20 protein-coding genes and 1 riboswitch are annotated in these 25,031 nt (G+C 43.5%); of the genes, 10 read left to right on the forward strand and 10 right to left on the reverse strand.

The window, feature by feature from the left end:
* Positions 1–300 precede the first annotated feature (300 nt).
* The 3 genes from BJP34_RS01080 (at position 301) to BJP34_RS01090 (ending at position 4,569) form a co-directional block, all read left to right on the forward strand.
* A complete protein-coding gene (locus tag BJP34_RS01080; RefSeq protein ID WP_070390733.1) occupies positions 301–1,791 on the forward strand; it encodes a response regulator in 1,491 nt (496 codons plus the stop codon).
* A gap of 547 nt (positions 1,792–2,338) precedes the next feature.
* Entirely contained in the window at positions 2,339–2,734 is a 396-nt protein-coding gene (locus tag BJP34_RS01085) for a response regulator (RefSeq protein WP_070396425.1), read from the forward strand.
* Positions 2,731–4,569: an ATP-binding protein gene (locus BJP34_RS01090; protein WP_070390734.1), complete on the forward strand. Its 1,839-nt coding sequence runs from the start codon at positions 2,731–2,733 to the stop codon at positions 4,567–4,569. Before BJP34_RS01085 ends, BJP34_RS01090 begins: the two co-directional genes overlap by 4 nt.
* A gap of 141 nt (positions 4,570–4,710) precedes the next feature.
* Here BJP34_RS01090 and BJP34_RS01095 read toward each other — a convergent pair whose 3' ends face one another.
* The 4 genes from BJP34_RS01095 to BJP34_RS01110 form a co-directional block, all read right to left on the reverse strand.
* Positions 4,711–5,082, reverse strand: coding sequence for a zf-TFIIB domain-containing protein (locus BJP34_RS01095; RefSeq protein ID WP_070390735.1), 372 nt, complete (start codon positions 5,080–5,082; stop codon positions 4,711–4,713).
* Positions 5,083–5,296: 214 nt separating this feature from the next.
* Positions 5,297–6,847: an L-lactate permease gene (locus BJP34_RS01100; RefSeq protein WP_149030725.1), complete on the reverse strand. Its 1,551-nt coding sequence runs from the start codon at positions 6,845–6,847 to the stop codon at positions 5,297–5,299.
* A 27-nt stretch (positions 6,848–6,874) separates the two neighbouring features.
* Entirely contained in the window at positions 6,875–7,690 is an 816-nt protein-coding gene (gene cysE, locus BJP34_RS01105; protein WP_168166489.1) for a serine O-acetyltransferase, read from the reverse strand.
* 246 nt (positions 7,691–7,936) lie between these two features.
* Entirely contained in the window at positions 7,937–8,653 is a 717-nt protein-coding gene (locus BJP34_RS01110; RefSeq protein WP_070390737.1) for an iron-containing redox enzyme family protein, read from the reverse strand.
* A gap of 254 nt (positions 8,654–8,907) precedes the next feature.
* Here BJP34_RS01110 and BJP34_RS42000 point away from each other — a divergent pair, with 254 nt between their 5' ends.
* Positions 8,908–9,060, forward strand: a complete 153-nt coding sequence (locus tag BJP34_RS42000) for a hypothetical protein (protein WP_158516927.1) — start codon at positions 8,908–8,910, stop codon at positions 9,058–9,060.
* Between the two features lie 86 nt (positions 9,061–9,146).
* Here the strand turns inward: BJP34_RS42000 and thiC are convergent, their stop codons facing one another.
* On the reverse strand, positions 9,147–10,520 hold the full coding sequence (thiC, locus tag BJP34_RS01115; RefSeq protein WP_070390738.1) for a phosphomethylpyrimidine synthase: 1,374 nt from the start codon (positions 10,518–10,520) through the stop codon (positions 9,147–9,149).
* A 6-nt stretch (positions 10,521–10,526) separates the two neighbouring features.
* A riboswitch (TPP riboswitch) is annotated at positions 10,527–10,623 on the reverse strand.
* Between the two features lie 283 nt (positions 10,624–10,906).
* Entirely contained in the window at positions 10,907–12,748 is a 1,842-nt protein-coding gene (ftsH3, locus tag BJP34_RS01120; RefSeq protein ID WP_070390739.1) for an ATP-dependent zinc metalloprotease FtsH3, read from the reverse strand.
* 187 nt (positions 12,749–12,935) lie between these two features.
* Here ftsH3 and BJP34_RS01125 point away from each other — a divergent pair, with 187 nt between their 5' ends.
* Positions 12,936–13,211: a hypothetical protein gene (locus BJP34_RS01125; protein WP_324611006.1), complete on the forward strand. Its 276-nt coding sequence runs from the start codon at positions 12,936–12,938 to the stop codon at positions 13,209–13,211.
* A gap of 69 nt (positions 13,212–13,280) precedes the next feature.
* On the opposite strand, the gene BJP34_RS01130 is transcribed toward BJP34_RS01125, so the two are convergent.
* A complete protein-coding gene (locus BJP34_RS01130; protein WP_070396427.1) occupies positions 13,281–13,760 on the reverse strand; it encodes a TerB family tellurite resistance protein in 480 nt (159 codons plus the stop codon).
* Between the two features lie 270 nt (positions 13,761–14,030).
* Between BJP34_RS01130 and BJP34_RS01135 the strand changes: the two genes are divergently transcribed.
* The 3 genes from BJP34_RS01135 (at position 14,031) to mtnB (ending at position 16,709) form a co-directional block, all read left to right on the forward strand.
* Entirely contained in the window at positions 14,031–15,119 is a 1,089-nt protein-coding gene (locus BJP34_RS01135) for a RuBisCO large subunit C-terminal-like domain-containing protein (RefSeq protein ID WP_070390741.1), read from the forward strand.
* A gap of 257 nt (positions 15,120–15,376) precedes the next feature.
* Positions 15,377–16,033: an HAD-IB family phosphatase gene (locus tag BJP34_RS01140; protein WP_070390742.1), complete on the forward strand. Its 657-nt coding sequence runs from the start codon at positions 15,377–15,379 to the stop codon at positions 16,031–16,033.
* The gene (gene mtnB, locus BJP34_RS01145) at positions 16,026–16,709 is read left to right on the forward strand and encodes a methylthioribulose 1-phosphate dehydratase (protein ID WP_070390743.1); all 684 of its coding nucleotides are present in this window, start codon (positions 16,026–16,028) and stop codon (positions 16,707–16,709) included. Before BJP34_RS01140 ends, mtnB begins: the two co-directional genes overlap by 8 nt.
* Before the next feature lie 55 nt (positions 16,710–16,764).
* Here the strand turns inward: mtnB and BJP34_RS01150 are convergent, their stop codons facing one another.
* The 3 genes from BJP34_RS01150 to BJP34_RS01160 form a co-directional block, all read right to left on the reverse strand.
* Positions 16,765–17,859 (reverse strand): calcium/sodium antiporter, encoded by a 1,095-nt coding sequence (locus BJP34_RS01150; RefSeq protein ID WP_070390744.1) that lies wholly within the window; start codon positions 17,857–17,859, stop codon positions 16,765–16,767.
* Between the two features lie 764 nt (positions 17,860–18,623).
* Positions 18,624–20,384: a group II intron reverse transcriptase/maturase gene (ltrA, locus tag BJP34_RS01155; protein WP_070390745.1), complete on the reverse strand. Its 1,761-nt coding sequence runs from the start codon at positions 20,382–20,384 to the stop codon at positions 18,624–18,626.
* Positions 20,385–20,951: 567 nt separating this feature from the next.
* The gene (locus tag BJP34_RS01160) at positions 20,952–22,016 is read right to left on the reverse strand and encodes an RNA-guided endonuclease InsQ/TnpB family protein (protein ID WP_083304939.1); all 1,065 of its coding nucleotides are present in this window, start codon (positions 22,014–22,016) and stop codon (positions 20,952–20,954) included.
* Between the two features lie 1,097 nt (positions 22,017–23,113).
* Between BJP34_RS01160 and rfbF the strand changes: the two genes are divergently transcribed.
* Entirely contained in the window at positions 23,114–23,965 is an 852-nt protein-coding gene (gene rfbF / locus BJP34_RS01165; RefSeq protein ID WP_070390746.1) for a glucose-1-phosphate cytidylyltransferase, read from the forward strand.
* Complete coding sequence (locus BJP34_RS01170; protein WP_083304940.1) at positions 23,889–24,953, forward strand: NAD-dependent epimerase/dehydratase family protein; 1,065 nt, start codon at positions 23,889–23,891, stop codon at positions 24,951–24,953. The genes rfbF and BJP34_RS01170 overlap by 77 nt, the downstream gene beginning before the upstream one ends.
* The last annotated feature ends 78 nt before the right edge of the window (positions 24,954–25,031 follow it).

Here is a 25,031-nt window from a genome sequence, read left to right on the forward strand (position 1 = left end):
CCTATCGGCCTACGCCAACACTACTTGAGGTGCCGTCAGTTAACGCCCTAAGGCCATGCTACCCTTGCCAGGGATCAGGCAATAGCCTACTTTTCGGCTAAGCAAACAGTCATGGATAATGAGAGCAAAGTTTTAGGGGTTAATGGGATTAACATTAATAAAATCCTAGTTTTACGGTTTAACTATTAGGAAGTAATGCTGATAGATTTATGGTTAGGGTTATTAGGAGTTATCAGGATGGTTTAGCAACGATTTATTAATTGGTTACTTGCTTCGACCACTCTATAAAAAGGTGTAACAATGATCAATGGCCAGGATCAACAACTAATATTAATTGTAGATGATATCGCCACCAATTTAGAAGTACTATCCACAACATTGATCAGTGCTGGTTTCAAAGTTGCAGTTGCCACTGATGGCGAAAGCGCCATTGAACAGGTTGACTATAAACCGCCAGATCTGATTGTGTTAGATGTGATGATGCCAGGAATTGATGGATTTGAAACGTGCCATCGGCTGAAGGAAAATCCGTTAACCCGTGAAATTCCTGTGATTTTTATGACAGCCCTGAGCGAGACCGTGAACAAGGTCAAGGGTTTTTCTCTCGGAGCAGTGGACTATCTGACCAAACCGATTCAGTCAGAGGAAGTATTAGCCAGAGTTAGAACCCATTTGCAACTGCAATGTCAGGCAAAGGCCCTCAAGGAGCAAAATGCCCTTCTTAAAGAGGAAATTGAACAGCGAAGGTCAGCAGAAGCGAGGTGGCAAAACACCCTAGAACAGCTCGAAGCTGCCCAAAGCCAGATAATCGCCCAAGAAAAACTCGCTGCTCTTGGACAACTGGTTGCAGGAATCGCTCACGAAATCAATACTCCCCTCGGAGCAATTCGCTCCTGTGTGGGCAATCTGTCTAACTTCTTCAACGACCACCTCCACCAATTACCCTCATTTTTTCAAGGACTCTCGCCAGAACGTCAGTCCGATGTGTTGGCCTTACTCCAATACTCCAGCCGACAGACTACCCCTCTATCTACCCGAGAGCAACGTCAACTCAAACGAAGGTTGAAAACCCAACTGGAATCCTACGCTATTGATAAAGCAGTCAAGCTAGCCAATTTATTGGCGGGAATTGGGGTTTATGAGGACTTTGAAGAGTTTTTGCCTCTCCTGAAAGACCCAGACAACGAAATGATTTTAACCACTGCCTATCAGTTAGCTAACCTCTATACGAGTACTCGCAACATTACCACTGCCGTGGAACGAGCCACAAAAGTGGTGTTTGCCTTGAAAACTTATGCTCGTTATGACTCTAGTGGGGAAAAGATAGATGCACAGATTACTGATGGCATTGACACGGTCTTGACTCTTTATCATAACCAAATCAAACATGGCGTAGATATCAACAGAAACTATGACGATTATTTGCCAGTTATCGGGTGCTATCCTGATGAACTCAATCAAGTCTGGACGAATCTGATTCACAATGCTCTCCAAGCTATGGAGAACAAGGGGACTTTAACCATTAATGTGAGGCAGCAAGATGACCAAATCAAGGTCAGCATTACTGACACTGGCAAAGGGATTCCTCCTGAAATTCAGCCGAAAATCTTTCAGCCGTTCTTTACCACGAAAGCCGCTGGAGAAGGCAGTGGTTTGGGATTAGATATTGTTAGGAAAATTGTAGAGAAACATCACGGACACATGGAGGTGGAGTCCGTACCTGGTGAAACTACCTTTACAGTTTCCTTACCAATTCAGCAGCCACAGCCGATGGCTGAGGAGGTACATTGAGATGATCAACCTGAAACTGTTATTTGGACAGGATTGCTGGGGAACTTTATAAGTGTAGCTAGTTATAAGTGTAGCTAGTTATAAGTTTAGCTAGTTCATAAACAATGGTCCAAGGAAAAAAACCCGGTCTAGGCAAGAGCGGGGAGTGTCAAAACTGTGACTAGTTGCAGTCCATGTCATTAAATCATCCATAGTAACCAATAATGATTACACTCCCAGGCTATCGGCTCACTGAGGAAATTTACTAAGCGCCTTAGAACCCTGGTTTATCGAGGGGTGTGTGAGGCTTACCAAAAACTTGTCATCTTCGATCAAGACCGTAAGATTACTTATGCGATTAGCCCGAAGGGCGTTGGCTAGCGAACGCGACCTTGCCTACTCAACCCATCTCGACCGTTTCTCTGACTATTGATAGCCATTTTTCAAAGTAGGATTACAGATGCAGATGGGGAAATCGGGAGATCGCCAGATCGGGAGATGGCCAGATGAAATTGATCTGTAGCCGTAATCGGCCAGAATTGGTATGAATTCAATGAGGGAACTAGTCATGTCTGACGCCGTAATTTTATGTGTTGATGATGAAATATCGATTTTGAAAAGCTTGGAGATGGAACTTCAAGCAGCTTTTGAAGATAAGTATCTCTATGAATTTGCTGAAAGTGCTGATGAAGCCTTGGAAATCATTGATGAACTCTATGATAATGGAGAACAAATTCTGATTATTGTCTCCGATTGGTTAATGCCAGGAATGAAAGGGGATCAATTTCTGATTAATGTCCATCACAAATATCCCGATATTATTAAAGTGATGCTAACGGGACAAGCTGATGAGGAAGCGGTTGAACGGGCGAAACAATATGCTAACTTATATCGATGTTTACATAAACCCTGGAATACTCGGGAATTAATTTTAACAATTCAGGATGCTTTAGTCGAATTATGAATCGAACTGCCATTATCTGTGTTGATGACGAACAAACCATCCTAGATAGCCTGAAAATAGAGCTAGAAACTAGTTTGGGAGATAACTATCTGATTGAAATGACCCAAGGTGGGGAAGAAGCGTTAGAAGTCTTCGAAGAATTAGTAGAGGATGACTATGAAGTTGCCCTGGTTATTTCTGATTACATCATGCCCAATCTGAAAGGGGATGAATTACTAAAACGCATTCATACTATTTCACCCAAAACTCTCAAAATTATGTTGACTGGGCAAGCGGATTTGGAAGCGGTGGGAAATGTGATTAACTATGCTAAATTATATCGTTATATCCCTAAGCCTTGGCAGGCTGACGACCTCAGAATCACTGTAAAAGAGGCATTGTATAGTTATTCTCAGGATAAGGCGCTAGCTGAAAAAAATGCTCAACTCCAGACAATGAATCAAGCGCTAGAAAAATCCAACCGCGAACAAGCTGATTTAATTTCCCAACTCCATGAAAATGAGAATCGCTTGAGGCAGTTCTTAGAAGCCATGCCTGTGGGAGTATGTGTAACTGATGCCAAGGGTAAGCCTTATTTGATCAATAAAGCTGGACAGCAGATTTCAGACAGAGCCATCATAGAGTCAGCTAAAAAGTCACAGTTACAAGACACTTATCAGATTTATCTCGCTGGCACTGAGCAACTTTACCCGAAAGCACAGAATCCGATTTTGAGGGCGTTGCAGGGGGAGAGTGTGGCAGTTGACGATATGGAAATACGCCAACGGGATAAGATGATTCCTGTAGAAGCTTGGGGTACACCGATCTATGATCAAGAGCGAAATGTGGCTTATGCGATCGCAGCCTTTCAAGACATCACCGAACGTAAACGAGCCGAAGCCGAGCGGGAGCGATTACTGGCGGAACTCTCTCAACTGAATCAGGATTTGCAGCAAGCCAATGGGCAACTAGAAGACTATTCCCACAACCTAGAAGAGAAAGTAGAACAAAGAACCGTCGAATTAAAAGCTGCTCAACAGCAGATTGTTGTCCAAGAAAAACTTGCCTCCCTCGGGGCGTTAACCGCAGGTATTGCCCATGAGCTCAGAAATCCTCTCAACTTTGTTAACAACTATGCTGAAGGTTCCGTTGAGCTGGTGGAGGAAGCGATTGAAGAACTTGACAACCAATCTGAACATCTCGATCCAGACGCTCTAGACTATCTCAAAGAGATTTTAAGCGACATCAAAGAAAATTCCCTAGCTATCAATAAGCACGGGAACAGAGCCGATAGCATTATTAGCAGTATGATGCTGCACGCACGAACCGAGAGCTCTCAACATCAACTGACTGACCTTAATGAACTTTTAGCCGAAGCAGTACAGTTGGTGTATCACAGCAAACGAGCCTCTGACAATCGCTTCAATATTATCATTGACACAGATTACGATAACTCTATTGAACCATTAGAGCTAGTATCAAATGATCTTAGCCGCGCCTTCATTAACCTACTTGACAACAGTTGCTATGCGGTTCAAGCCAAACAGCAATATTATCAGTCAAATCCTGATCAGGTGGACAAAGCCTTTACCCCGACATTGCGGGTCAAAACCCAAAATCTGGAGCAGACGCTAGAAATCCGCATCAGTGACAATGGTATAGGGATAGCACCGGAGATTCAAGAGAAAATTTTCCATCCTTTCTTTACCACTAAACCAACTGGAGAAGGAACAGGATTAGGATTATCAATGACCCATGATATCATCGTCGGTCAGCATGGAGGAACCTTGAAGCTGGAAACTGAAGTGGGAGCATATAGTGAATTTATCATCACTTTACCAAAACCAGCCCAATAGAGTTGATCATTTCGGACTTGAGCATCTCGAACCTGCTTGATCAGGGAAATTAGCATCGTGGTCAAGCTACTACCTTTTCCCATAGGTTTTCCCAGTCGCAGCCAATTAATTGAAATTTTAAATTGCTAATTAGGCTATTAATTAGCTAAAAATATCCTTAAAAAAGTCTGCTATTCCCTCTTCTTTATAATCCTTAAATTCACCAGCATCAAACCATATACCATAGCATACCGGGCATTTTTCATACCGAATATGAGTCTGTTTTAGGTCAACCATTTTGGTCAGTTTTGTCTGGCATTTCGGGCAATTAATATCTCTAATTTCATTAAAGTTACTCCCTGTTTTAGGGTCACCTGTATCTATAATCTCGGAGCCTTTTATGTCCTTCAACAGTTGAGCTTCCATGGAATCAAACCAGATCCCTTGACAGCTGCTGCAGCGGTCTACAGGAATCGTTGAATACACAACTGCTTCTAAGGTTCCTTCACATTTAGGGCATTTCAGCTGGGTCATTTGGCTCAACCATCTCTAGGATTTACATATCATACTCCGTAGCCAGACATAATTCAAGTTGACTGTTCAGACCAGGGAACTTCGGATGGGTGATCGGGTATCTTGGAACAGAAAGGGTTTGAGCAACGTTAATTTTCTTAATCAAGAGAACATAATTAACATAATTTATGTTCAGTGATTTATTTTATCCTTACTCTATCTAAAAATAGAGATTTTATGGTACAGCCAAAACCAGAAGTGACATAATAACTGCCACTGCTCCTAGAACAACTAGTCCCATCTGCCGGAGCAAAAAGACTTCAGCTCCAGACCACCCAACAGCAGTGGCAGCAATAATAGCGCGAGCAGGTGAAATCATCGTGGCGTGGGCGCTAGCTCCATTCTGAGCTCCCATCAGCCACTGTAGTGGTAAGCCAGACTGAATGCTTACCTCTTGTTGTAATTGGGAAAGCAGGGCATTACTCGCAGTATTTGAACCAGTAATCCAGCCTCCTAGAGCAGCTAACCAAGGTGCAACCCATATATACTTGTCACCAAGTGTTGCTGCGGCCATGCCTAGACTAGCTATCATGCCACTGGCTTGCATAACTTGAGAGGCTGCTAGAAAACAGGCGAGTGCGATGGCTCCAGGGATAAATTGTTGCCAAGCTTGTATTGTTATTACTTGCAGTTTGTGTACGACTGTTCCCAAAATTGTGACTGTAGCCAAAGCTGTCAAAAGTAAATAAAAGCCTGGGTTGTAAAGCAGCGGTAGATTTAGATTTATGGCAGCTATTGATATCACAAAATGGCTCTTAAGCCAAATTTTTAGAGGAACAACTAAGCGAGAGAACAGCAGAATTGCTGTCAGAATTCCGTAGGGAGCTATTACCTGCCAGAGGGATACTTTAGTAATACCATACTCAGCCGAATCATGAGCCGTTTTTTCGGAACTATTACGGGCAGTGTTGACTAGATTTACTGGTCTTTTTCGTTTTGCCTTATGAAATAGTTTATGAAATAGTTTTCGGTTTGCCCACACCACTAAGAATGACATTACCAGTGTGCTGCCAAGTACACCGGCCAGTTCAACCCCAGGAATCCAACTGAACCCCCAAACTCCTATGGTAAGAAGCACTCCGGCAGCGATCGCTTCTGGCCATCGGCGTTGCACGGATTTCTTTCCGCCACTCACTGCTAGTGCCACCAGTCCGTAAACTACGGGCAGAGGAGCAGTCAAAAGAGCAGTAGTCGAACCTAGAATACTAGGATCTAGATTAGTTATTTCTGCTCCAAGAACTGTACCTATGGCTAATCCTCCCCAAGGTACAGCCATTTGACCCAAAATACCCAGTATAGCTGACTGAGCAGAACTATAACCTAGTGCGAGAAACAGTGGAATTACTAAAATGGTACCAACTCCAAATCCACTAACTGACTCGGCAAAAGGAGCGAACCCAATCACTAGCAGCAACACCTGTAAGTCTCGCTCAGGAACTAAGCGAGCAATACCCCGTCCTAAAAGGCTCATACCATCTACAGACTTGAGCAGATAGTAAAGTAGCAAACTGGGAAATAGCACATAGAAAACTGATAGTGATGTCGCAAGTCCCTTGACCAAAGCAAGTAGTAATTGCCCAGGAAACAAACGAAAAACAGGAAATAGTAGTGTTGATCCCATAGCAGCTATCAAAGTAGCAAGTCCTGCCTGTTGGCTTGGTCGCTGCAATACCACTAGCATTACTATGGCTACCCACAAAGGCATAGTAGCAATTATGATTTCCAAGACATTTGTCTCCTGTATTAACAATAGTTAATCTACTTTTGCTAGCTGGCGGCTATCTAAATTAGTATTGTGAGATAAGTTGATAGCTGGAGCTTGACACAACAGCTTTTCGGTGAACTGCATTTCTCTACACTGCTGCAATTGGTTTAGTTTGATTTCCAACTCATCTATCCTTTGGATAAGTTTATCAACCACATTAGCTACTGGATCCGGGATGTTACTGTGAGCAAGTGGACTAATCGGTTTGGCGAATTGCCTAACTATCCGTCCGGGAATCCCAACGACAGTGCAGTCACTAGGAACAGAGCGTAAAACTACTGAGCCTGCTCCAATACGGCTATTGTTACCAATTTCAATGTCCCCAAGAATTTTTGCTCCTGCTCCGACGATTACATTTTTTCCCACAGTAGGATGACGTTTACCTAGTTGTTTGCCAGTGCCACCTAAAGTAACGCCTTGATAAATTAAGGTTCCATCTCCAACGATGGCGGTTTGCCCAATTACTACACCTGCACCGTGATCAATAAATATGCCCCGACCAAGGGTAGCACCTGGATGAATATCAATTCCTGTTAGCCAACGGACAATGTAGGATACGAAGCGAGACAGCCAAAATAAACGGTGGCGATATAAGATATGAGCAAAGCGATGAACCGTAACTGCCTGTAAGCCTGGATAGCAAGTTAACACCTCAAGCCAAGAGCATGCAGCAGGATCTTTCTCAAACACAGCCTCAAAATCTGCTCGAATAGAATCCCACAAGCCTAAAGTAGATGAAGCTGTGGTTTGGCCATGTTTCTCCAACGCTTCAAGAGAATGCTTCATTTCTGATTTTTGTTTCATTTTGAGTCAAGCTAATATAGCAGTTAGCAGTGAGCTATCAGGCATCGGCTTTTTTGCTTTTCCTTGTCCTGTGTGTCGTTCATGGTTTTCAGATGTACCTGATTAAATTGCCAACTGCTATAATAAATATCGGGTCAATTTGTGAGGATTCGATATTTATTATAGCAGTAGAGTGATTTGATTGATGAACTCTAGTTACTTCTATGCCACTCAGTTATTCACTCAGTTATTCACTCAATTATTCACTCAATTTACAGCTGCCATCTGCTTAGTCATGGCTAATTTGTAGTTATTCGTCCAAAATGTATCCCAATTATGTTTGGCTTTCTGATAGCCAGCGGTTAAATCATCTACGGTAGATGGATCGGCATCAACTATCTCATTAATTGCATCTCTGACCTTTTGACGATGGATAATATCAGCTTCGCCAACATGAAAGTTCCAAAAATCCCAATCAATGGTGTGTTTGTTTTCTTTTATGTATGGGTTTTTGACAAGATATTTGTACATAGTAGACAGATAAACTTGGCAAAGACACTCTCCACCCATGCCACATAATCCAATCACATAGGTGGTAGGCTTGTTTAACGTTAATTGCTTAATCTCATCAAGCAAAATTTTATTTTCTTCGCTAAGACAGTTTTCAAATAAATCTTGATTTATACCAATACTTAACAGATACTTATCCCAGAGTTGGAGATGATTATTCTCATGATCTCCTTCACCTAACTCTTCTGCTAGTATTTCAGCGGTTAAGCTTTTAAATTTTCCGTAAGGAGCTTTGGAAATTAGAATTGCCAGATTATCAGGAAACTGTTTGGTAAAATGACGGTACTGGATACATATCTGCTGTAAAGCGTCCAGTGGGGCATGTTGTAAATATTGCAGTTTCTTATCAGCTAGATATTCAGCTTCCAGTCGAGAATGATCTGCCATAGTCCAAAATTCATCACGATTTTTCATTTTTTTATCCTTTGTGTGTTTTATCTTAGCTCTATCACTACCATCATTCGCTCATCTGAAAATTCCCTGAGTTTTCTCTTAAATCAACTGGTTAATCACCTGTGAAACATCTAATTTGATGAGATGGGTTATAATTAGCAAATTTATATGACAGAGCTAAAAAAAACTACATAGAGTTATTTAAAAAAAGGTATAATATGCGCTACGGTATTTACAAATAATGGTGAGCTGATAATTGCTAAAAGCTGTTTAACTTGGCTTTTCTATTGCTTCTTGCCTATTCCCTATTCCCGATTGCGTATTCCTTATTGCGTATTCCCTATTGCTTATTGCGTATTTCCGATTCCCGATTCCCGATTCCCGATTCCCGATTCCCGATTCCCGATTCCCAGCCCGTAGCGCTCTAATAGGTAAGTGGCAGTAAAAGTCAAAAAAAAACCGGCTTCTGCTAAGAAACCGGTTTTTTAAAAGGTTTAGCTTATTTATGATTGAATTAACCTTGATGGGCAGGTTCTTTCGCCAAGAACTTCTCTAGTTCAGTCAAGGCATCAGCATCAACTTTAGTTTGCATGGGACAGAACTTTGGTCCACACATGGAACAAAACTCTGCTGTCTTATAAATATCTGCTGGCAGGGTTTCATCATGGTATTCCCGAGCTCGTTCGGGGTCAAGGGAAAGTTCAAACTGGCGGTTCCAGTCGAAGTTGTAGCGAGCAATGGAGAGTTGATCATCCCGGTCTCGTGCTCCTGGACGATGCCTGGCAATATCCGCCGCATGAGCAGCAATCTTGTAGGCAATCAAGCCATTGCGCACATCCTCAGCATCGGGCAGTCCCAAATGTTCTTTCGGGGTTACATAGCACAGCATTGCGGTACCGTACCAGCCAGCCAAAGCTGCTCCAATGGCAGAGGTGATATGGTCATATCCAGGCGCAATGTCTGTCACTAGTGGTCCTAGGACATAGAAAGGTGCTTCTGAACACTCTTCCATCTGCTTTTTGACATTGAACTCAATTTGATCCATCGGCACATGACCAGGTCCTTCTACCATCACCTGTACATCATGTTCCCAAGCACGACGAGTCAACTGCCCCAATGTTTTCAATTCTGCTAACTGGGCTTGATCAGATGCATCATGGGTGCAGCCAGGACGCAGGGAATCCCCTAAGCTGAAGGAGACATCGTATTTCTTGAAAATCTCGATAATGTCGTCAAAGTGGGTATAGAGGGGATTTTGCTTGTGGTGATGGAGCATCCACTTGGCTAGGATACCACCACCACGAGAAACTATGCCGGTTAGCCGGTTTCTGACCAAAGGCAGATGTTCAATTAAGATGCCAGCGTGGATGGTTTGATAGTCAACTCCTTGCTGAGCGTGCTTCTCAATGATGTGGAGAAAGTCATCGGCAGTAAGGTTTTCCACCTTGCCGTGGACACTTTCTAAGGTTTGGTAAACGGGTACTGTGCCAATGGGTACAGGTGAGGCATTAATGATGGCGGAACGAATCTCATCCAAGTTGCCACCACCTGTAGACAAGTCCATTACGGTATCGGCCCCGTACTTCACGGCCAAGTTAACCTTCTCTAGCTCTTCATCAATATTAGAAGAGTTGGGGGAGGCACCGATATTGGCATTCACCTTACATTTGGAGGCGATACCAATACACATTGGCTCTAGGTTAGTGTGGTTGATATTGGCGGGGATAATCATTCGCCCCCGTGCCACTTCATCTTTGATCAGCTCAACGGGAAGGTTTTCCCGCTGGGCTACGTAGTGCATCTCTTCTGTCAGGAGACCCTGGCGAGCATAGTACATTTGAGTCACATTGCTCTGACCACGGCGCTTGGCAACCCATTCAATACGCATATTTAATTTCCTCGATCACAGCTTCCCTCCGCCGGTATTAACCGGACTCAGGTTCTAAGGGTGTAATCTCAGCCTGGTTTCTCAGGCACCCCTAGCTTGGTTTGATTATACTATCACAAAAAATCCTTCGGATTTAGGATCGCGCTCCTTGCCATAGACTCACACGTGGGGAATCTATGGAATTCGAGATTATTTAAATTAGCTTATGGAATTTTGAACAGGAATAGTTATATCCTTATTCTTTTTTAAGATTTAATTTAAAAAGAATACAGGACAGTGCTTAGTTACACTGTCCTGTTACACTGTCCTGTTACGGATGATTAATAGCTAGAGGCTATTGTATTCACCATTGTATTTACCTAGGTGATTGCCAAAATCGCCTTGTGTTAAAGAGCGATCGCAGCCATCTTGACATCGTTAGTGCTTAAAATCTCTTGGAGTTCCTCAGCATCTACGGTTTCTTTATCAATCAGCATTTCAGCAAGCTTATCGAGGATGTGCTTATTGCCAAGAATTACATTCTTAGCCCGTTCGTAGGCTTCATCAACTAGCTTGCGAACCTCTTCATCAATGGTTGATGCTGTGGCATCTGAGAAATCCCGGTCTGAGGCAATATCCCGACCTAGGAACATACTGCCATTCTGCCGTCCTAGGGCTACTGGGCCAAGGCGATCGCTCATACCATAGCGCATCACCATCTGCCGTGCCACCCGAGTCACCTGTTGCAAGTCATTGGAAGCACCTGTGGTCACTTCTTCTTCACCGAAGATAATTTCTTCAGCAATCCGACCACCTAAGGCCACTGCCATCTGATTTTGCAGGTAAGAGCGGGAAAACATGCCTGAATCCATCCGGTCTTCGCTAGGGGTGAACCAAGTCAAACCACCAGCACGACCCCGAGGAATAATGCTAATTTTCTGCACTGGGTCATAATCAGGCATTAAGGCACCCACAAGGGCGTGACCTGCTTCGTGAAACGCTACTAGGGTTTTGCGTTTCTCGCTCATTACCCGGTCTTTCTTCTCTGGCCCTGCAAGCACCCGGTCAATGGCATCATTCACCTCATCCATCGAGATTTCGGTTAAGTTGCGACGGGCTGCCAAAATTGCTGCTTCATTGAGCAAGTTGGATAAATCTGCTCCGGTGAAACCAGGGGTCCGACGGGCAATCTTCTCGAGATCCACATCTTTGGCGAGGGTTTTACCACGAGCATGAACGTTGAGAATTTCCAAACGTCCGGAATAATCAGGACGGTCTACTACTACCTGTCGATCAAAACGGCCAGGGCGTAGTAGGGCAGCATCAAGAACATCTGGGCGGTTGGTAGCAGCAATAATGATAATACCGGTATTACCTTCAAACCCATCCATTTCAGTCAGCAGCTGGTTGAGGGTTTGCTCCCGTTCATCATTACCACCGCCTAAACCGGCACCCCGCTGACGTCCCACAGCATCGATTTCATCAATGAATACAATACATGGAGCATTGTTTTTGGCTTGCTCAAATAGGTCTCGCACCCGAGAAGCACCAACCCCTACGAACATCTCGACAAACTCAGAACCAGAGATGGAGAAAAACGGAACACCTGCTTCCCCAGCTACTGCACGAGCTAAGAGAGTTTTACCGGTTCCTGGAGGTCCCACGAGCAGGACTCCCTTGGGTATTTTAGCCCCAATAGCAGTGAAGCGGTCAGCATTTTTGAGGAAGTCTACTACTTCGTTAAGCTCTAGCTTGGCTTGCTCAATACCTGCCACATCCCCAAAGGTTACCTGAGTTTGGGGTTCCATTTGGACTCTAGCCTTAGACTTGCCAAAGTTCATGGCTTGAGAACCTGGACCATTCTGGGCACGCCGCAGTAATAGAAACAATCCCACCAAAAGCAGAATCGGGAAGAAGAAGCTGCTTAAGGTCTTGAACCAGAAGCCTTCATCACTCTGGGGTAGAACAGAAATATCTACACCGTTATTATTCAGAAGGTTGATTAGTTGTGGGTCATTGGGGAGATTGACCTCTACCTGACGACCATCTTGAGCGATCGCGATCGCTTTACTGCGGTCAGCACTGATTCTAACGGTTTCCACCTTGCCGCTCTCGACTTGGCTAATCAGCTGGTCGTACCGCCACGTATCTCGACTTGGGGACGGTTTGTCCAAAAATGCTGTACCAAGGGCGATCACCACTATGGCTAGGAGTGCATACAGCCCTGCGTTTCTCCACTTTTTATTCACTCGTTGTTACCTCCATAGATTCGAGGATGTGGCAAATATAGAATTTAGCTTCTTATATTAATTTATGTTAACCTTTCTGAGGAAAACTGGGCGGACTTTATTCTAAAACAGCCTTTCTGGAAGCGTTTTATCCCTTTTGATGCCTAATAATAGTATTTGGATGGCTGGTGTGGGTTGACCTAGAGCAATGCTTAATATTATAATTTATGACTTTGGATACCGAAGAGCCAACAGGAGGTACATGATGGCGGTTTTGCGACTTGAAGATGGTACAACCTATACCGAGCTCAGTGATATTGCCCAAGAATTAGCACCTCTGAAGGTTCAGCTAAATCACTGGTCTGTAGGGGAAAACCCAGAAATTCACAGCCTTCTAGAGCAAGACACCCTTAGTGATATTGAAAAGGAAACAGTACTCCAAGCTTTAGCTTCTAGCAAAATTCATCCCACACTCATGGCGTAGCATTGAGGTGTGGGATGAATTTTGCACAAGATATGTATGTAATAGGGAACAATTACGATTGAAGTACGACTACCAAGGGACGCCTTCAGGAAAGATCAGGGCAATCCGTTTTTCTCGCATCTTAGCTTCCTCCATGCAAAATTGCTCTATCTCATTAATGACATCCTCTTCAATCCCAAGAGATTGAGCCATTTTGTGAACTTTCGCCCGTTCGTCTGGATGGAATTCTCCATCAGCAGCACAAGCCTGAATGGCAACATAAATTATCATACGACGACCGCTCTTATTCAAAGTAGATGAATTAGCGAGCACATCAAGTAAATCCTCATCTGCTGGGTAAGTTTTGGCTAATTCATACCCAGAATTGCGAAATGCAGCAGCACGACCAACAACCCAGTCTCTTTCTTCTGGTGTCAGTACGCCGTCTCCTTTTGCACAAATGAGAGCCGATTTGATAAAAGTCTCATAGGATTCAGTTTTTGGGAGTGTTTTGGCTCCATAAACTTCCTTCATTATCCACAGTTTACCGTCTTGATCCATATCAGACATATTTAATTCTCCGTTTTTAGGGTTGAAACTAGATGACCGGAAAATACTAAAATAAATCTGGCGGACTGTCAACAAGGGGGTGATAAGGGTGTCACCCCTCATGGTAAACGCAAGAATTAATAATAAGCCTTGCCCTGTATCATATGGGCTGACAGATCACGAATGAATTTAAGTTTGTAAAAGACTTAAACACTCATCCTTGCTAACAGCTTAGAATCCTCGTGTTTTTAAACTTCAATCTATCACGTCTTTAAGTACCCACTCATTACAATGTCCATTGAAGTTGACTACCGCTTTCCTCGCGGTGTTGATGTAGAAAAACAAGCGAAAGTGATTGCTGTTGGGCAAACCGCAGGCACCTGGAATGCTCGTTTTGCCCATCTCGAAAATGTGTTTCGCTCCCATCTTGGTACTGTTGTTCAAGGTGTCATTAACCCTGATGGTTCTGGTTTGGCTACCATCCGTTTTCCCGAAGCTAATGTGGAAAACGATATCCCTACTCTACTAACCATGATTTTTGGCAAATACTCCATGGCAGGACCAGCTAAAGTCATGGCAGTGCGCTTGCCAGAACACTACGGTAGGCATCCAAAATTCGGAATTACCGGGATTCGGGAAAGACTAGGAGTAGTTGACCGTCCCCTGATTATGGCAATTTTTAAGCCAGCGTTGGGACTCTCAGCGGAAGACCATGGGAAGATTTTGCAAGAGGTTGCTGGAGCTGGACTTGACATTATTAAAGATGATGAGATTCTGGGGGATTTGGAGATAGCACCAACCCTGAAACGTCTAGAAGTCTGCCGTAAGGTACTCGATGAAATCAAACAGCAAACTGGGCGCACTGTACTCTATGCCGTTAATGTAACTGGTTCGGCTGACAAATTGCTTGATAAAGCTCATACCTTGGTTAAAGAAGGGGCAAATGCCCTACTGCTGAATGTCTTGACCTACGGTTTCTCTGTCCTAGAAGCCTTAGCTGCTGATCCAGAGATTAATGTGCCAATTTTTGCCCATCCCGCCTTAGCAGGAGCGCTGTGTGGAGCCCCTAACCACGGGATGGCTTACTCAGTGGTGTTGGGAACCCTGATGGCTCATGGTGGGGCAGATGCGGTGCTATATCCGGCCCATTATGGTAGTTTACCCTTTGACCCAGAGGAGGAAAAGCGAATTCGAGATAGTTTGCGATCGCGGAATGTATTTCCTGTTCCCTCCGCTGGCATTCATGCTGGGATTGTGCCTAAGGTTGTAGCAGATTACGGACAAGAGGTTATTCTTAATGCTGGAACTGGCATTATGGATCATCCCGATGGTCCTGCTGGTGGCGTTAAAGCATTTTTTGAAGCCATACATTCATTATGAGGTAATCGGGTAATCGGGTTATGGGGTAATGACAAGATAGTGTTTTCAAAAATATGAGGTACATTATTGTTTCTTTACCATAATCCGTAATCTTTACTCCGTAATACTTACTTCCATTAACTCCAAAGACTTAAGTACATCACATTTGTGAAAAATACTACTATAGTAATCCCTATAGTAATACTATTGATCGTGAACATATCATCAACAGCGACAGTTCTTACTTAGGACTCAGCACTCTTATACTAAATACGATTGTGAATCGAGTTGTATTCTGCGACTTCGACGGTACCATTACCGCCGTTGAAACCTTTGTGGGCATGCTCAAACACTTTGCTCCCGAGTTGTCCGCCCAAATTATGCCCCAGCTGTACAGTATGAAGCTGACTCTAAGGGAAGGTGTGCGCCAGATGCTAGAGTCAATTCCTTCAGCTAGCTATCCTGACATTATTGCCTATGCCCAATCCAAACCGATTCGGCCTGGTTTAGAGCAATTGTTAGATTTTCTTGATACTCAAAATGTCCCTTTTATTGTCGTTTCCGGTGGTTTGCGCTGCATGGTGGAAACGGTTCTGAGTCAGGGAAGCATGGGGAAAAAATCCTTACTTGAGCGGGTAGCAGCTATTTATGCCGTTGATGTGGAAACGACCGGGGATTTTCTCAAGGTAACCTCTGAGTTTGAAGGAGAGACAGAACTTGTGTCTAAAGTGCGAGTAATGGCACAACACCCAGCTCAAGAGCAGATCGCCATTGGGGATTCGGTAACGGACTTGAATATGAGCCTGAAAGCACCGGTAGTATTCGCCCGCGATCGCCTCAGCAAATACCTGGAGGAGCGCCAAAAGCCCTACATTCCGTGGGATGATTTTTTTGATGTACAACAACAGCTATCCCAGCGGTGGAACAATGGTTAATCATGGCTCATCAATCGGCAATGACCAGCAATTACGTTCAGCTATTGATCCAAGACCAACCTTAATCAGTGCTGCTAGTCACTTCTATCAATTAGGTTGGATGGTGGGGACAGCCGGTAACCTCTCTGCTAAACAGCCCGATGGCAGCTTCTGGATTACTGCTAGTGGATGCCATAAAGGGCAGCTAGGCAGCAAAGACTTTATTCGCATCGCCACTGATGGCACGGTGGTAGAAAAACCATCACCTGAATCTCGTCCTTCAGCTGAAACAAGCATTCATCAAAGTATCTACTCTTTATTCCCAGATGCTAAAGCCTGTTATCATATTCACACCATTGAGTCGAATTTAGTTTCTGGCTTCACTAAAGACGATACCCTGCCTTTGCCACCGCTAGAAATGCTTAAGGGATTTGGAGTACGGGAGGAGAACCCCCAAGTCACGGTACCAGTATTCGTCAACCATCTAGATGTCTCTCGCATTAGTAGTGAGATATGCGATCGCTTTCAGGCTGAACCGCCATCAGTCAATGTCCTATTGATTCGCAACCATGGTATAACGGTTTGGGCGTCTTCGACCGAACGTGCCCAGATCTACTTGGAGTTAGCTGATTATATTTTTCGATATATGGTAGCTGCTCGACAAATTGAGCTTAGCACCACCTCCATCAAGAATTAACAAATACAATTGCTGAATTGCTCAATCGGAACAATTCAGCAATTATTTAAATTATTTAACCAGACTTGATTGTAGTCCGTATACTGCGCATCACCAAAATCACTAGGGTAACTATCGTTAGAGGTACGACAAATGTCATCATGATAGTACTAAACCGTGATAAAGCTTGGTGTTGTGTGGCGTTTAGGAACAAATACAAGGTATACGCACCGTAATAGCTTAAAAAGAGAAATCCCTCCCACCGGGAAATTTGATAGCCAGTAAAGAAAATTGGCAGACAAGCCACCGCTACTGCAATCATTACTGGAATGTCGAAGTTTAGGGCAGGAGTTGACACCTGTATACCATCAGGCACAATCAAGCTACACATCCCCAGCACCAACAGGATATTAAAAATATTGCTGCCAATAGCGTTACCTACGGCAAGATCTCGCTCACCACGGACACTGGCAATAATGGAGGTGGCAATTTCTGGAAGAGAGGTGCCAACAGCGATAATGGTTAAGCCAATAATTAACTCGCTCCAGCCAAACATCTTGGCGAGAGCAATAGCCCCATTAATCAGCCAGCGGGAACCTAGTACTAATATTCCTAAGCCGAAAACAATCAGCCCTAACTGAGTAACTATCTTTTTAAGGCTAGTACGAGACTGGCGATATTTGGTTTGAGGGGTATCCTGGTCTCGGATTTCCTGATTTTCCTTGCGACTCTGAATAATGGTGAATAAACTATATGCGATCGCGCCAGCCAACAGGATGCTGCCATCAACTCTACCCAGTTGACCATCCAAGCTCATAAACAAGAGTAAGAATGATATGCCAATCATCAAAGGTACATCTAATCGTACCAACTGCCGGGATACAACCAAGGGTAACATAGTTGCAGATATGCCTAAGATTAGCAAAATATTGGCAATGTTGCTGCCAACTATGTTACCAAGGGCAATATCCGCTTGTCCGTCATAACTCGACTGCAATGCTACGGCTAATTCTGGGGCACTGGTGCAGTAAGCGACTATAGTCAGCCCGATCACTAAAGGGGAGACACCTGCTACCAACGCCAACTGTGATGCGCCCTTGACCAAGATTTCCGCCCCAAAAACCAAAAGTACAAAGCCAGCAATAAATAAAATGAGAGTGATTATGTTCATTGACTGTGTGTGAGTAAGTCATTGAGGACGAGTTTACTTCATCAAGCCTGAAAGTTGCTATAACCTCGACTTAGTCCTGATAATTACCTAGGGTTTCTTGAAACCGCAAACACCTCAACAGTAACACATAACAATCGTTTTTTTTCCTGTTTTTATCCAGCTTTAGTTTTATTTTTTAACTAATTTATTAGCTAACTGTTTTCTATTATTTTTCTTAACAAACTCTCTAAAAACAGTTGCTTTAAAGACAAATAGATAAAAGGTGGAATGGTACTATAGTAGCGCTCCTTTGAGTGTACTTGGCTCTTGAACTAGCCTATACAACCATTCTAAGCCGATTCGCTGGGCTGCTCAGGATTACGAAAACCTTTGGCTTTGTCCTGAAGATTGATCATAGTCTTGTCAGTGCCTTCACCCTGCCAATTGACACTCCCCGTCCTATAAGAACGGGGATTCTTACTTGGCCGTAGGCCACGCTACGCGAACAGCGAGCCAACTTGCTCAACCAGACCGGAATCAGGAAGAGTAGAGGTCGATTCTCCGTAAGCGTTTCGGGAGACCCGACGCTGCGCGAACGGATCTACGATCCAGGTTCCGGTGTGCCCCACCGTACCTAAGGCTTTTTTCAGGATATTGATTGCGGCATTATGATTAAACTAAGCCGAGGGGTCACCCCCGCCGACTCGTCTCCAAAACCGTACGTGACAGTTTCCCGTCATACGGCTCCTCATGTAGGAATCTCCTTGTCATTGGGTACCTCCACACTAAAACGGATTGTTATCTAGCTCAGAGGAGTCTGTATGTGACTCTTGACACTTTGTGGTAACTCTGGTTCTGTGTTTTGCATCGTGGCAGTGTAGATGGAGTAACTCAAGGTTTTTGAGTTGGTCGCTTCCACCATGTGCGCGTGGTGTTATGTGGTGTGTTTCCAGTAAATCTTTATCCCTGAATGTGAGACCGCAGTGGGTGCATTTTCCTTTTTGTCTTTTGATGAGTTTACCTTTTTGACTAGACATTTCAGGATGTTTTTGCATACGGTTGCTCCAGTACACTAAGTCACCATCGAAGGGACTTCTGGATTCTTTGACTTTTGTGTGCCTTACTATTTTTGTTTTGGCATGTTTAGGGAGAAAATTATCCTCGTTAGTCATGAATACCCAGTTGTCTACTTTTGGTGCTTGCCATGGTTTCTTTGGTTCATCAACCTTAGTCCCCCAGTACTTTTTGTTTACCCAGGTTTTTGATTTATTTGGGTGTCTCCTGTATCCCCATCTTTGAAGTTTGTTCCAGATTAAGTAGTCCATATCTGAGAAGGTTTCTTTACTAACCACACTGCGGTTATAGTTACACCATCCTCTTATAATGGGTTTGAGATGTTCTATTAGAGCATCCTGGGGAGCAGCTTTGTGTCTGTCTATGACTTTTGATAGCTGCTCCCAATGTTCTTTCACTTTCTTCTTAGATGGTTTGATGAGAGTTTTAAAACCTTGCTTAGAATGGTTCTTGCCTACTGGGTATTGACGGATGTTAAATTCTAAAAAGTCAAATCCTGTGGAGGTGTGAACTAGTTTTGTTTTGCTTGGTTTTAATTCTAGGCCGATGTTTTTCAACCATTCATTAATTATTCTCTGACATTCTTCTACCACTTCTTTGGATTTATGCATAATGACGAAATCGTCTGCATATCGAATCAGGCTTAGACTTTTTCTTCTATCTCCTTTTCTGTATCCTCCTAAAGCAGGGGATAGGTTTTCGGCGTAGTCTTTTATCCGTTCTTCCATTCCGTGAAGGGCTATGTTCGCTAAAAGTGGTGAAATAATACCACCTTGAGGAGTACCCTCATTTGTAGGGGAGAATGTTCCTTCATCTATTACTCCGGCTTTTAACCATCCTTTGATTAATCGCCTCATAGATGGATAGGTATTTAATTTTGAGAGAAGGACTTGGTGGTTGATTTTATCAAAGCATTTGGAGATATCAGCGTCTAGTACCCATTTAGGCATTCTATTAATGCTGCTGAATATGGCTTCGATAGCATCATGACATGACCTTCCTTGTCTGAAACCGTATGAGTTAGGTTCAAAGTGTGCTTCCCATTCAGGTTCTAATGCCTGTTTGGTAAGAGCTTGAAGTGCCCTGTCGTAGATAGTAGGTATCCCTAAAGGACGCTTTTCTTTACGACCGGGTTTATTTATCCAAACTCTGCGGGTTGGTTGAGGTTTCTTGTACAGTTTGAGGTTGGCTGCTAAGGCGAGTCGTTGCTTATTGGTTAAAGCTTTCTTCCCGTCTATTCCGGCAGTCTTTTTGCCTTTATTCTGTTGAGTTACCTTTCTTACCGCTAGCATTTTTGCAGACCAGGACTTCATCAGAGTTTTTTGTAACCTTCTAACCACGGGAACATCACCACGTTGAGAGGCTCGATATATTCGTTTTTGCAACTTAAATACGGTTCTTTCTAGCTTTCGCCAATCGACCCGATTCCATTCCGACTGTGGGGCGAACCCCCGAGCTTTAGACTTGTTCATTGCTACTTACAACTACATCATTTCCTAACACGTGAGTCTGTCAGCATATCCTTCCCCATTACAGGGAGGCGTTGGCTTTTGACTCAATCTTTCCATCACAGGCCATGCGGCTAACTACCTACTCAAGGAATCGACCTTTCTTGAGAGCACCTGTGTGGTTACTTCGTTCCTGATAACCATTCTTCTGAACTTTTAGGGTGATACTCTCCACCGGGAACTTAGGGAAATCTATAAGTAAGCCGCGACAAGCTTCTATCCTATTGCGTTCCGTTGACTTTTGTTTGTAGCGTGTCAGCCTTATTGCGCTACGTACTAGTAACGATGGTTCAAATGTATCTTTCCTTGCGGTACCCTTGAGTTCAATTGCCTGTTACTAACTCCACTTTAGGCTGGTAGGGCTTCACTACTCGACCCCGCTTTACCCTAGGGCTTGTTACGACCCATTGAGTAGGGGTAGGGCTGTCACTCGGATTTCACGAGGGTTGGTATTTCACCAACATGGTTATCAAGTTGTCAAGGTTTATTACCTTGCGGCTAATCCCCCGAATCCTTAATGGGATAAGGTTTCTAGCCAACGAATCGCACATCGCGGTCTAATTCGCAGCCGCACTCACATACATGGGTTCTAGTTGATAGAGATTTTTTGACAATTTCACCACAATTCGAGCATTGCTGACTCGTGTAGGCAGGATTAACAGCTATTGTCTGTCTGCCAAACTTCAGCCCGAAATACTCTAACCATTTCCTGAATTGATACCAACCTGCATCATTGATAGATTTGGCAAGGCAATGATTTTTAACTAGATTTTTAACTCTCAAATCTTCGTAAGCGACCACATCGTTAGAGCGGATTACGCAACGTGCCAGTCTCTTGGCATGTTCTTCACGCTGCCTACTTATTTTGAGGTGTGTCCTGCCTAATCTATTAATGGCTTTTCTACGGTTGGTAGAGCCTTTCTTCTTGCGAGAAACTCGACGCTGATAAAATTTCAACCGCTTCTCGCCTTTTCTGTAAAACCTAGGGTTAGGTTCGGTGTTCCCTTTTGAATCTGTATAAAATTCCTTCAATCCCACGTCTAGACCAACATTAGTGTGAGACGGATCTAAGGTCTCCGATAGATTGATATTGACGCAGAACTGAACATAATAGCCGTCTGCACGGCGGACTAACCTAACCCGCTTGATCAGTTTTTGGTCGTAACGCCATAATTCCCAAGTCCCTTTAAGCTTTAGTCTCCCTATCCCCTTTTTGTCGATGAAAGAGATTGATTTAGTATCAGGGAAAAGCTTCCATCCAGATGTTTTATATTCGATCGATCTGGAAAACTTCTTGAATTTTGGGTAACCTTTCTTTCCAGGGACTTTTTTCTTGCAGTTACTATAAAACCTAGAGATTGAGTTATAAGCTCGTTCCACAGATGCTTGACAAGCATGAGAGTTCAAATCTTTAACAAAAGGAAACTCAGCCCTAAGCCATGTGTTATGACGATAAAGGTCTTTCTGCCCTACGCCTTTATTGTCCATCCAATAACGGAGACATTTATTGCGTACAAACTGACCCGTCCTTATCGCCTCATCAATGGCGGCGTACTGAGTTTTATTCCCTTTTGCTTTGAACTCTAAGATGAACATTTGACGTGAATCAACTCTACGTAAACTATAACTCAAAATAAAAAGGTTGTCAAGAAAGCCGTCCTAGAAGGACGGGGCTTGAGACCCAAAATTTTCGGTCAGAAATGCCCCAAATAAACCCTTCTGATTCTTCCACTCAATTGAATCACTGACCACATAGGTTCCTGTTGGAAACAACAGGGTGTGATGTTTGGTGAGATTATCCTGAACTGCGAGGCGAATCGTTGCTGTGTCATCGGGAATATAGCACTACTTATTAAGGTTAGGACATTGATACAAGCTGAAACGCTCTTGTAGTAAACTTTTGCCTCTTGCCTCTTGCCTCTTGCCTCTTGCCTTGGGCGTAGCGCTATACCATCACCTTTGGCACCCTAATCCCACACATTGACCATGTTCGCATCCAAAGGATAGAGGGGATTCGCTGCTACTGAAGAACTGACCAAGCTGGAAAAGCTAGCAGGTAAGCCCGATCACCAATAGTAGGCTGCACAGGCTTAGGGAGAAGAGCGTGAGCTTGGCTAGGTGCAGAGGAATCCCTACTAGATTTTTAAGTCTTTGGGATTGATATTTATGCGTTATATGTATAAAAAGTAACATATTGTGAATCAGTCTTGCCAAACCTTTACTGATCATCCAGTGGTAGCAGTTCTTAGTTAATCGTGTTTTTAGCATTGTTCGACTACCACTTTATGTCAAAAAAATCACAATCTTTAATATTTAATTAATTAATTTTTGTTAAATTTAATTCAAGCCAATCTGGCAACAGATCTAAGTACAACTTGGGTTTAATTGAAAATACTGAATGATATCAAGTCCGGTTAATTAATTTGCCAATAATTCCTGAATTTTTGGTAATGCGTAATGGGTGATGATTCATCATCAACTAGCAATTACTAATTACTAACTACCAACTAACAATTACTAATTACCAATTACCAATTACCAATTACCCGTTCAGGAATTATGATTATTAGTAAACCGAATTTGATAGGATACATCGATAGGTTTATTGATGACTTAATTCATAAATATATGAGTGAGTTTAAGTAAAACCTGTTAGTAATTTTGTTGTTAGTGATTTTGGTCTCAACAGTCATATGAAAGTAGCAATTCTTGCCGGGGGGCTCGGTACTCGTCTAGCGGAAGAAACTGACACAAAACCAAAGCCAATGGTAGCAATCGGAGGGCGACCAATCCTCTGGCATATCATGATGCATTATTACCATTATGGCTTCCAAGATTTTGTGATTGCCCTAGGTTATAAGGCAGAAGTTATTAAAAAATACATGGTGGACTATAGTTCACTTAATAGTAACTTAACGGTAAACCTTAACAATGGCAACGTCATCCAGCACGGTGGTGTAGCACCGGATTGGACAGTTGATTTAATTGATACTGGTATTTACACCAATACAGGGGGTCGGATTAAACGGCTCGCTCCCTACGTAGGCAATCAGACATTTATGCTCACTTGGGGAGATGGAGTTTCTGATGTCAATTTAAATGCGCTCCTGGAATTCCATCGCTCCCATGGCAAATTAGCTACCTTAACTGCAGTACGTCCACCTGCACGGTTTGGTTACTTAGACCTAGATGGAAACCAGATTACGGAATTCTCTGAAAAGCCTCAAACCAGAGAAGGCTGGATCAACGGTGCTTTCTTTGTTTTAGAACCCGGAGTTTTTGACTATATCGATGGCGATGACACCCAGTGGGAAAAAGCACCACTGGAGCGACTTGCCAAAGATGGGCAACTGATGGCCTATCACCACACTTCATTTTGGCAATGCATGGATACCTTGCGCGACAAGCGCAGGTTAGAAAGTCTGTGGAACAGTGGCAATGCACCTTGGAAAATTTGGGAGGAAAATAATGCGAGTATTAGTAACTGGTCACAAGGGCTACATCGGCACAGTCATGGTGCCAATGCTACTAGCTCAAGGGTATGATGTATTTGGTCTTGATAGCGACTTATTTGAAAAGAGTACTTTTGGTGAAGGAATTCGAAAAATTCCAGAGCTAAAAAAGGATATCCGTGACGTTACGGCAACAGAACTAGAAGGATTTGATGCTCTAATCCACTTAGCAGGGCTTTCCAACGATCCTCTGGGGAATCTGAATCCTGACTTAACCTATGAGATCAATCATGCTGCTTCAGTTCATTTGGCTAAGTTAGCCAAAGCGGCAGGCATCGAGCGCTTCGTATTCTCATCGTCCTGTAGTAACTATGGTGCTGGTGGTGATGACTGGTTGACTGAGGAATCATCCTTCAACCCTGTCACTCCTTACGGCATTTCTAAAGTTCGTGTCGAGCAAGATGTTACTCAGTTAGCGGACGATAAATTTAGTCCTACCTTTCTTCGGAATGCTACGGCTTACGGTGTTTCGCCGCGTTTGCGCTTTGATCTAGTACTCAATAACTTGGTCGCTTGGGCATTTACCACCGGTCAAGTGTATATCAAGAGTGATGGTACCCCTTGGCGTCCCATTGTCCATATTGAAGATATTTCCCAAGCCTTTATTGCGGTGTTGGAGGCACCTCGTGAGCTGGTACACAATCAAGGGTTTAATGTGGGACGGAATGAGGACAACTATCGTATTCGAGAGTTAGCCGAAATTGTCAAAGAAACAGTTCCAGGCTGTGAAATTGAATACGCTAAAGATGCTGGACCCGATAAGCGCTGTTATCGCGTTGATTGTAGTAAGATTATTCACACATTACCCGAATTCAAACCTCAATGGAATGCCCGTCGGGGAGCTCAAGAACTCTACCAAGCTTATCAAACCGTAGGCTTAACCTTGGAAGAGTTTGAGGGACCGAGGTATCAGCGTATTGCTCACATCAAACAATTACTTAGCACTGGCAGATTAGATCAAACCCTGCGTTGGCGTACCCAGCTACCTACATCTCCTAAAATACAAGCTATGAGTGTTTAGGAGTTGTTGGGTAATTGGTAATCGGTAATCGGTAATCCTACTCTAATTACCAATTACCAATTACCAAAAGGGCGTCAA

The organism is Moorena producens PAL-8-15-08-1 (assembly GCF_001767235.1).
In the GTDB taxonomy this organism is placed as follows: Bacteria; Cyanobacteriota; Cyanobacteriia; order Cyanobacteriales; family Coleofasciculaceae; genus Moorena; species Moorena producens_A.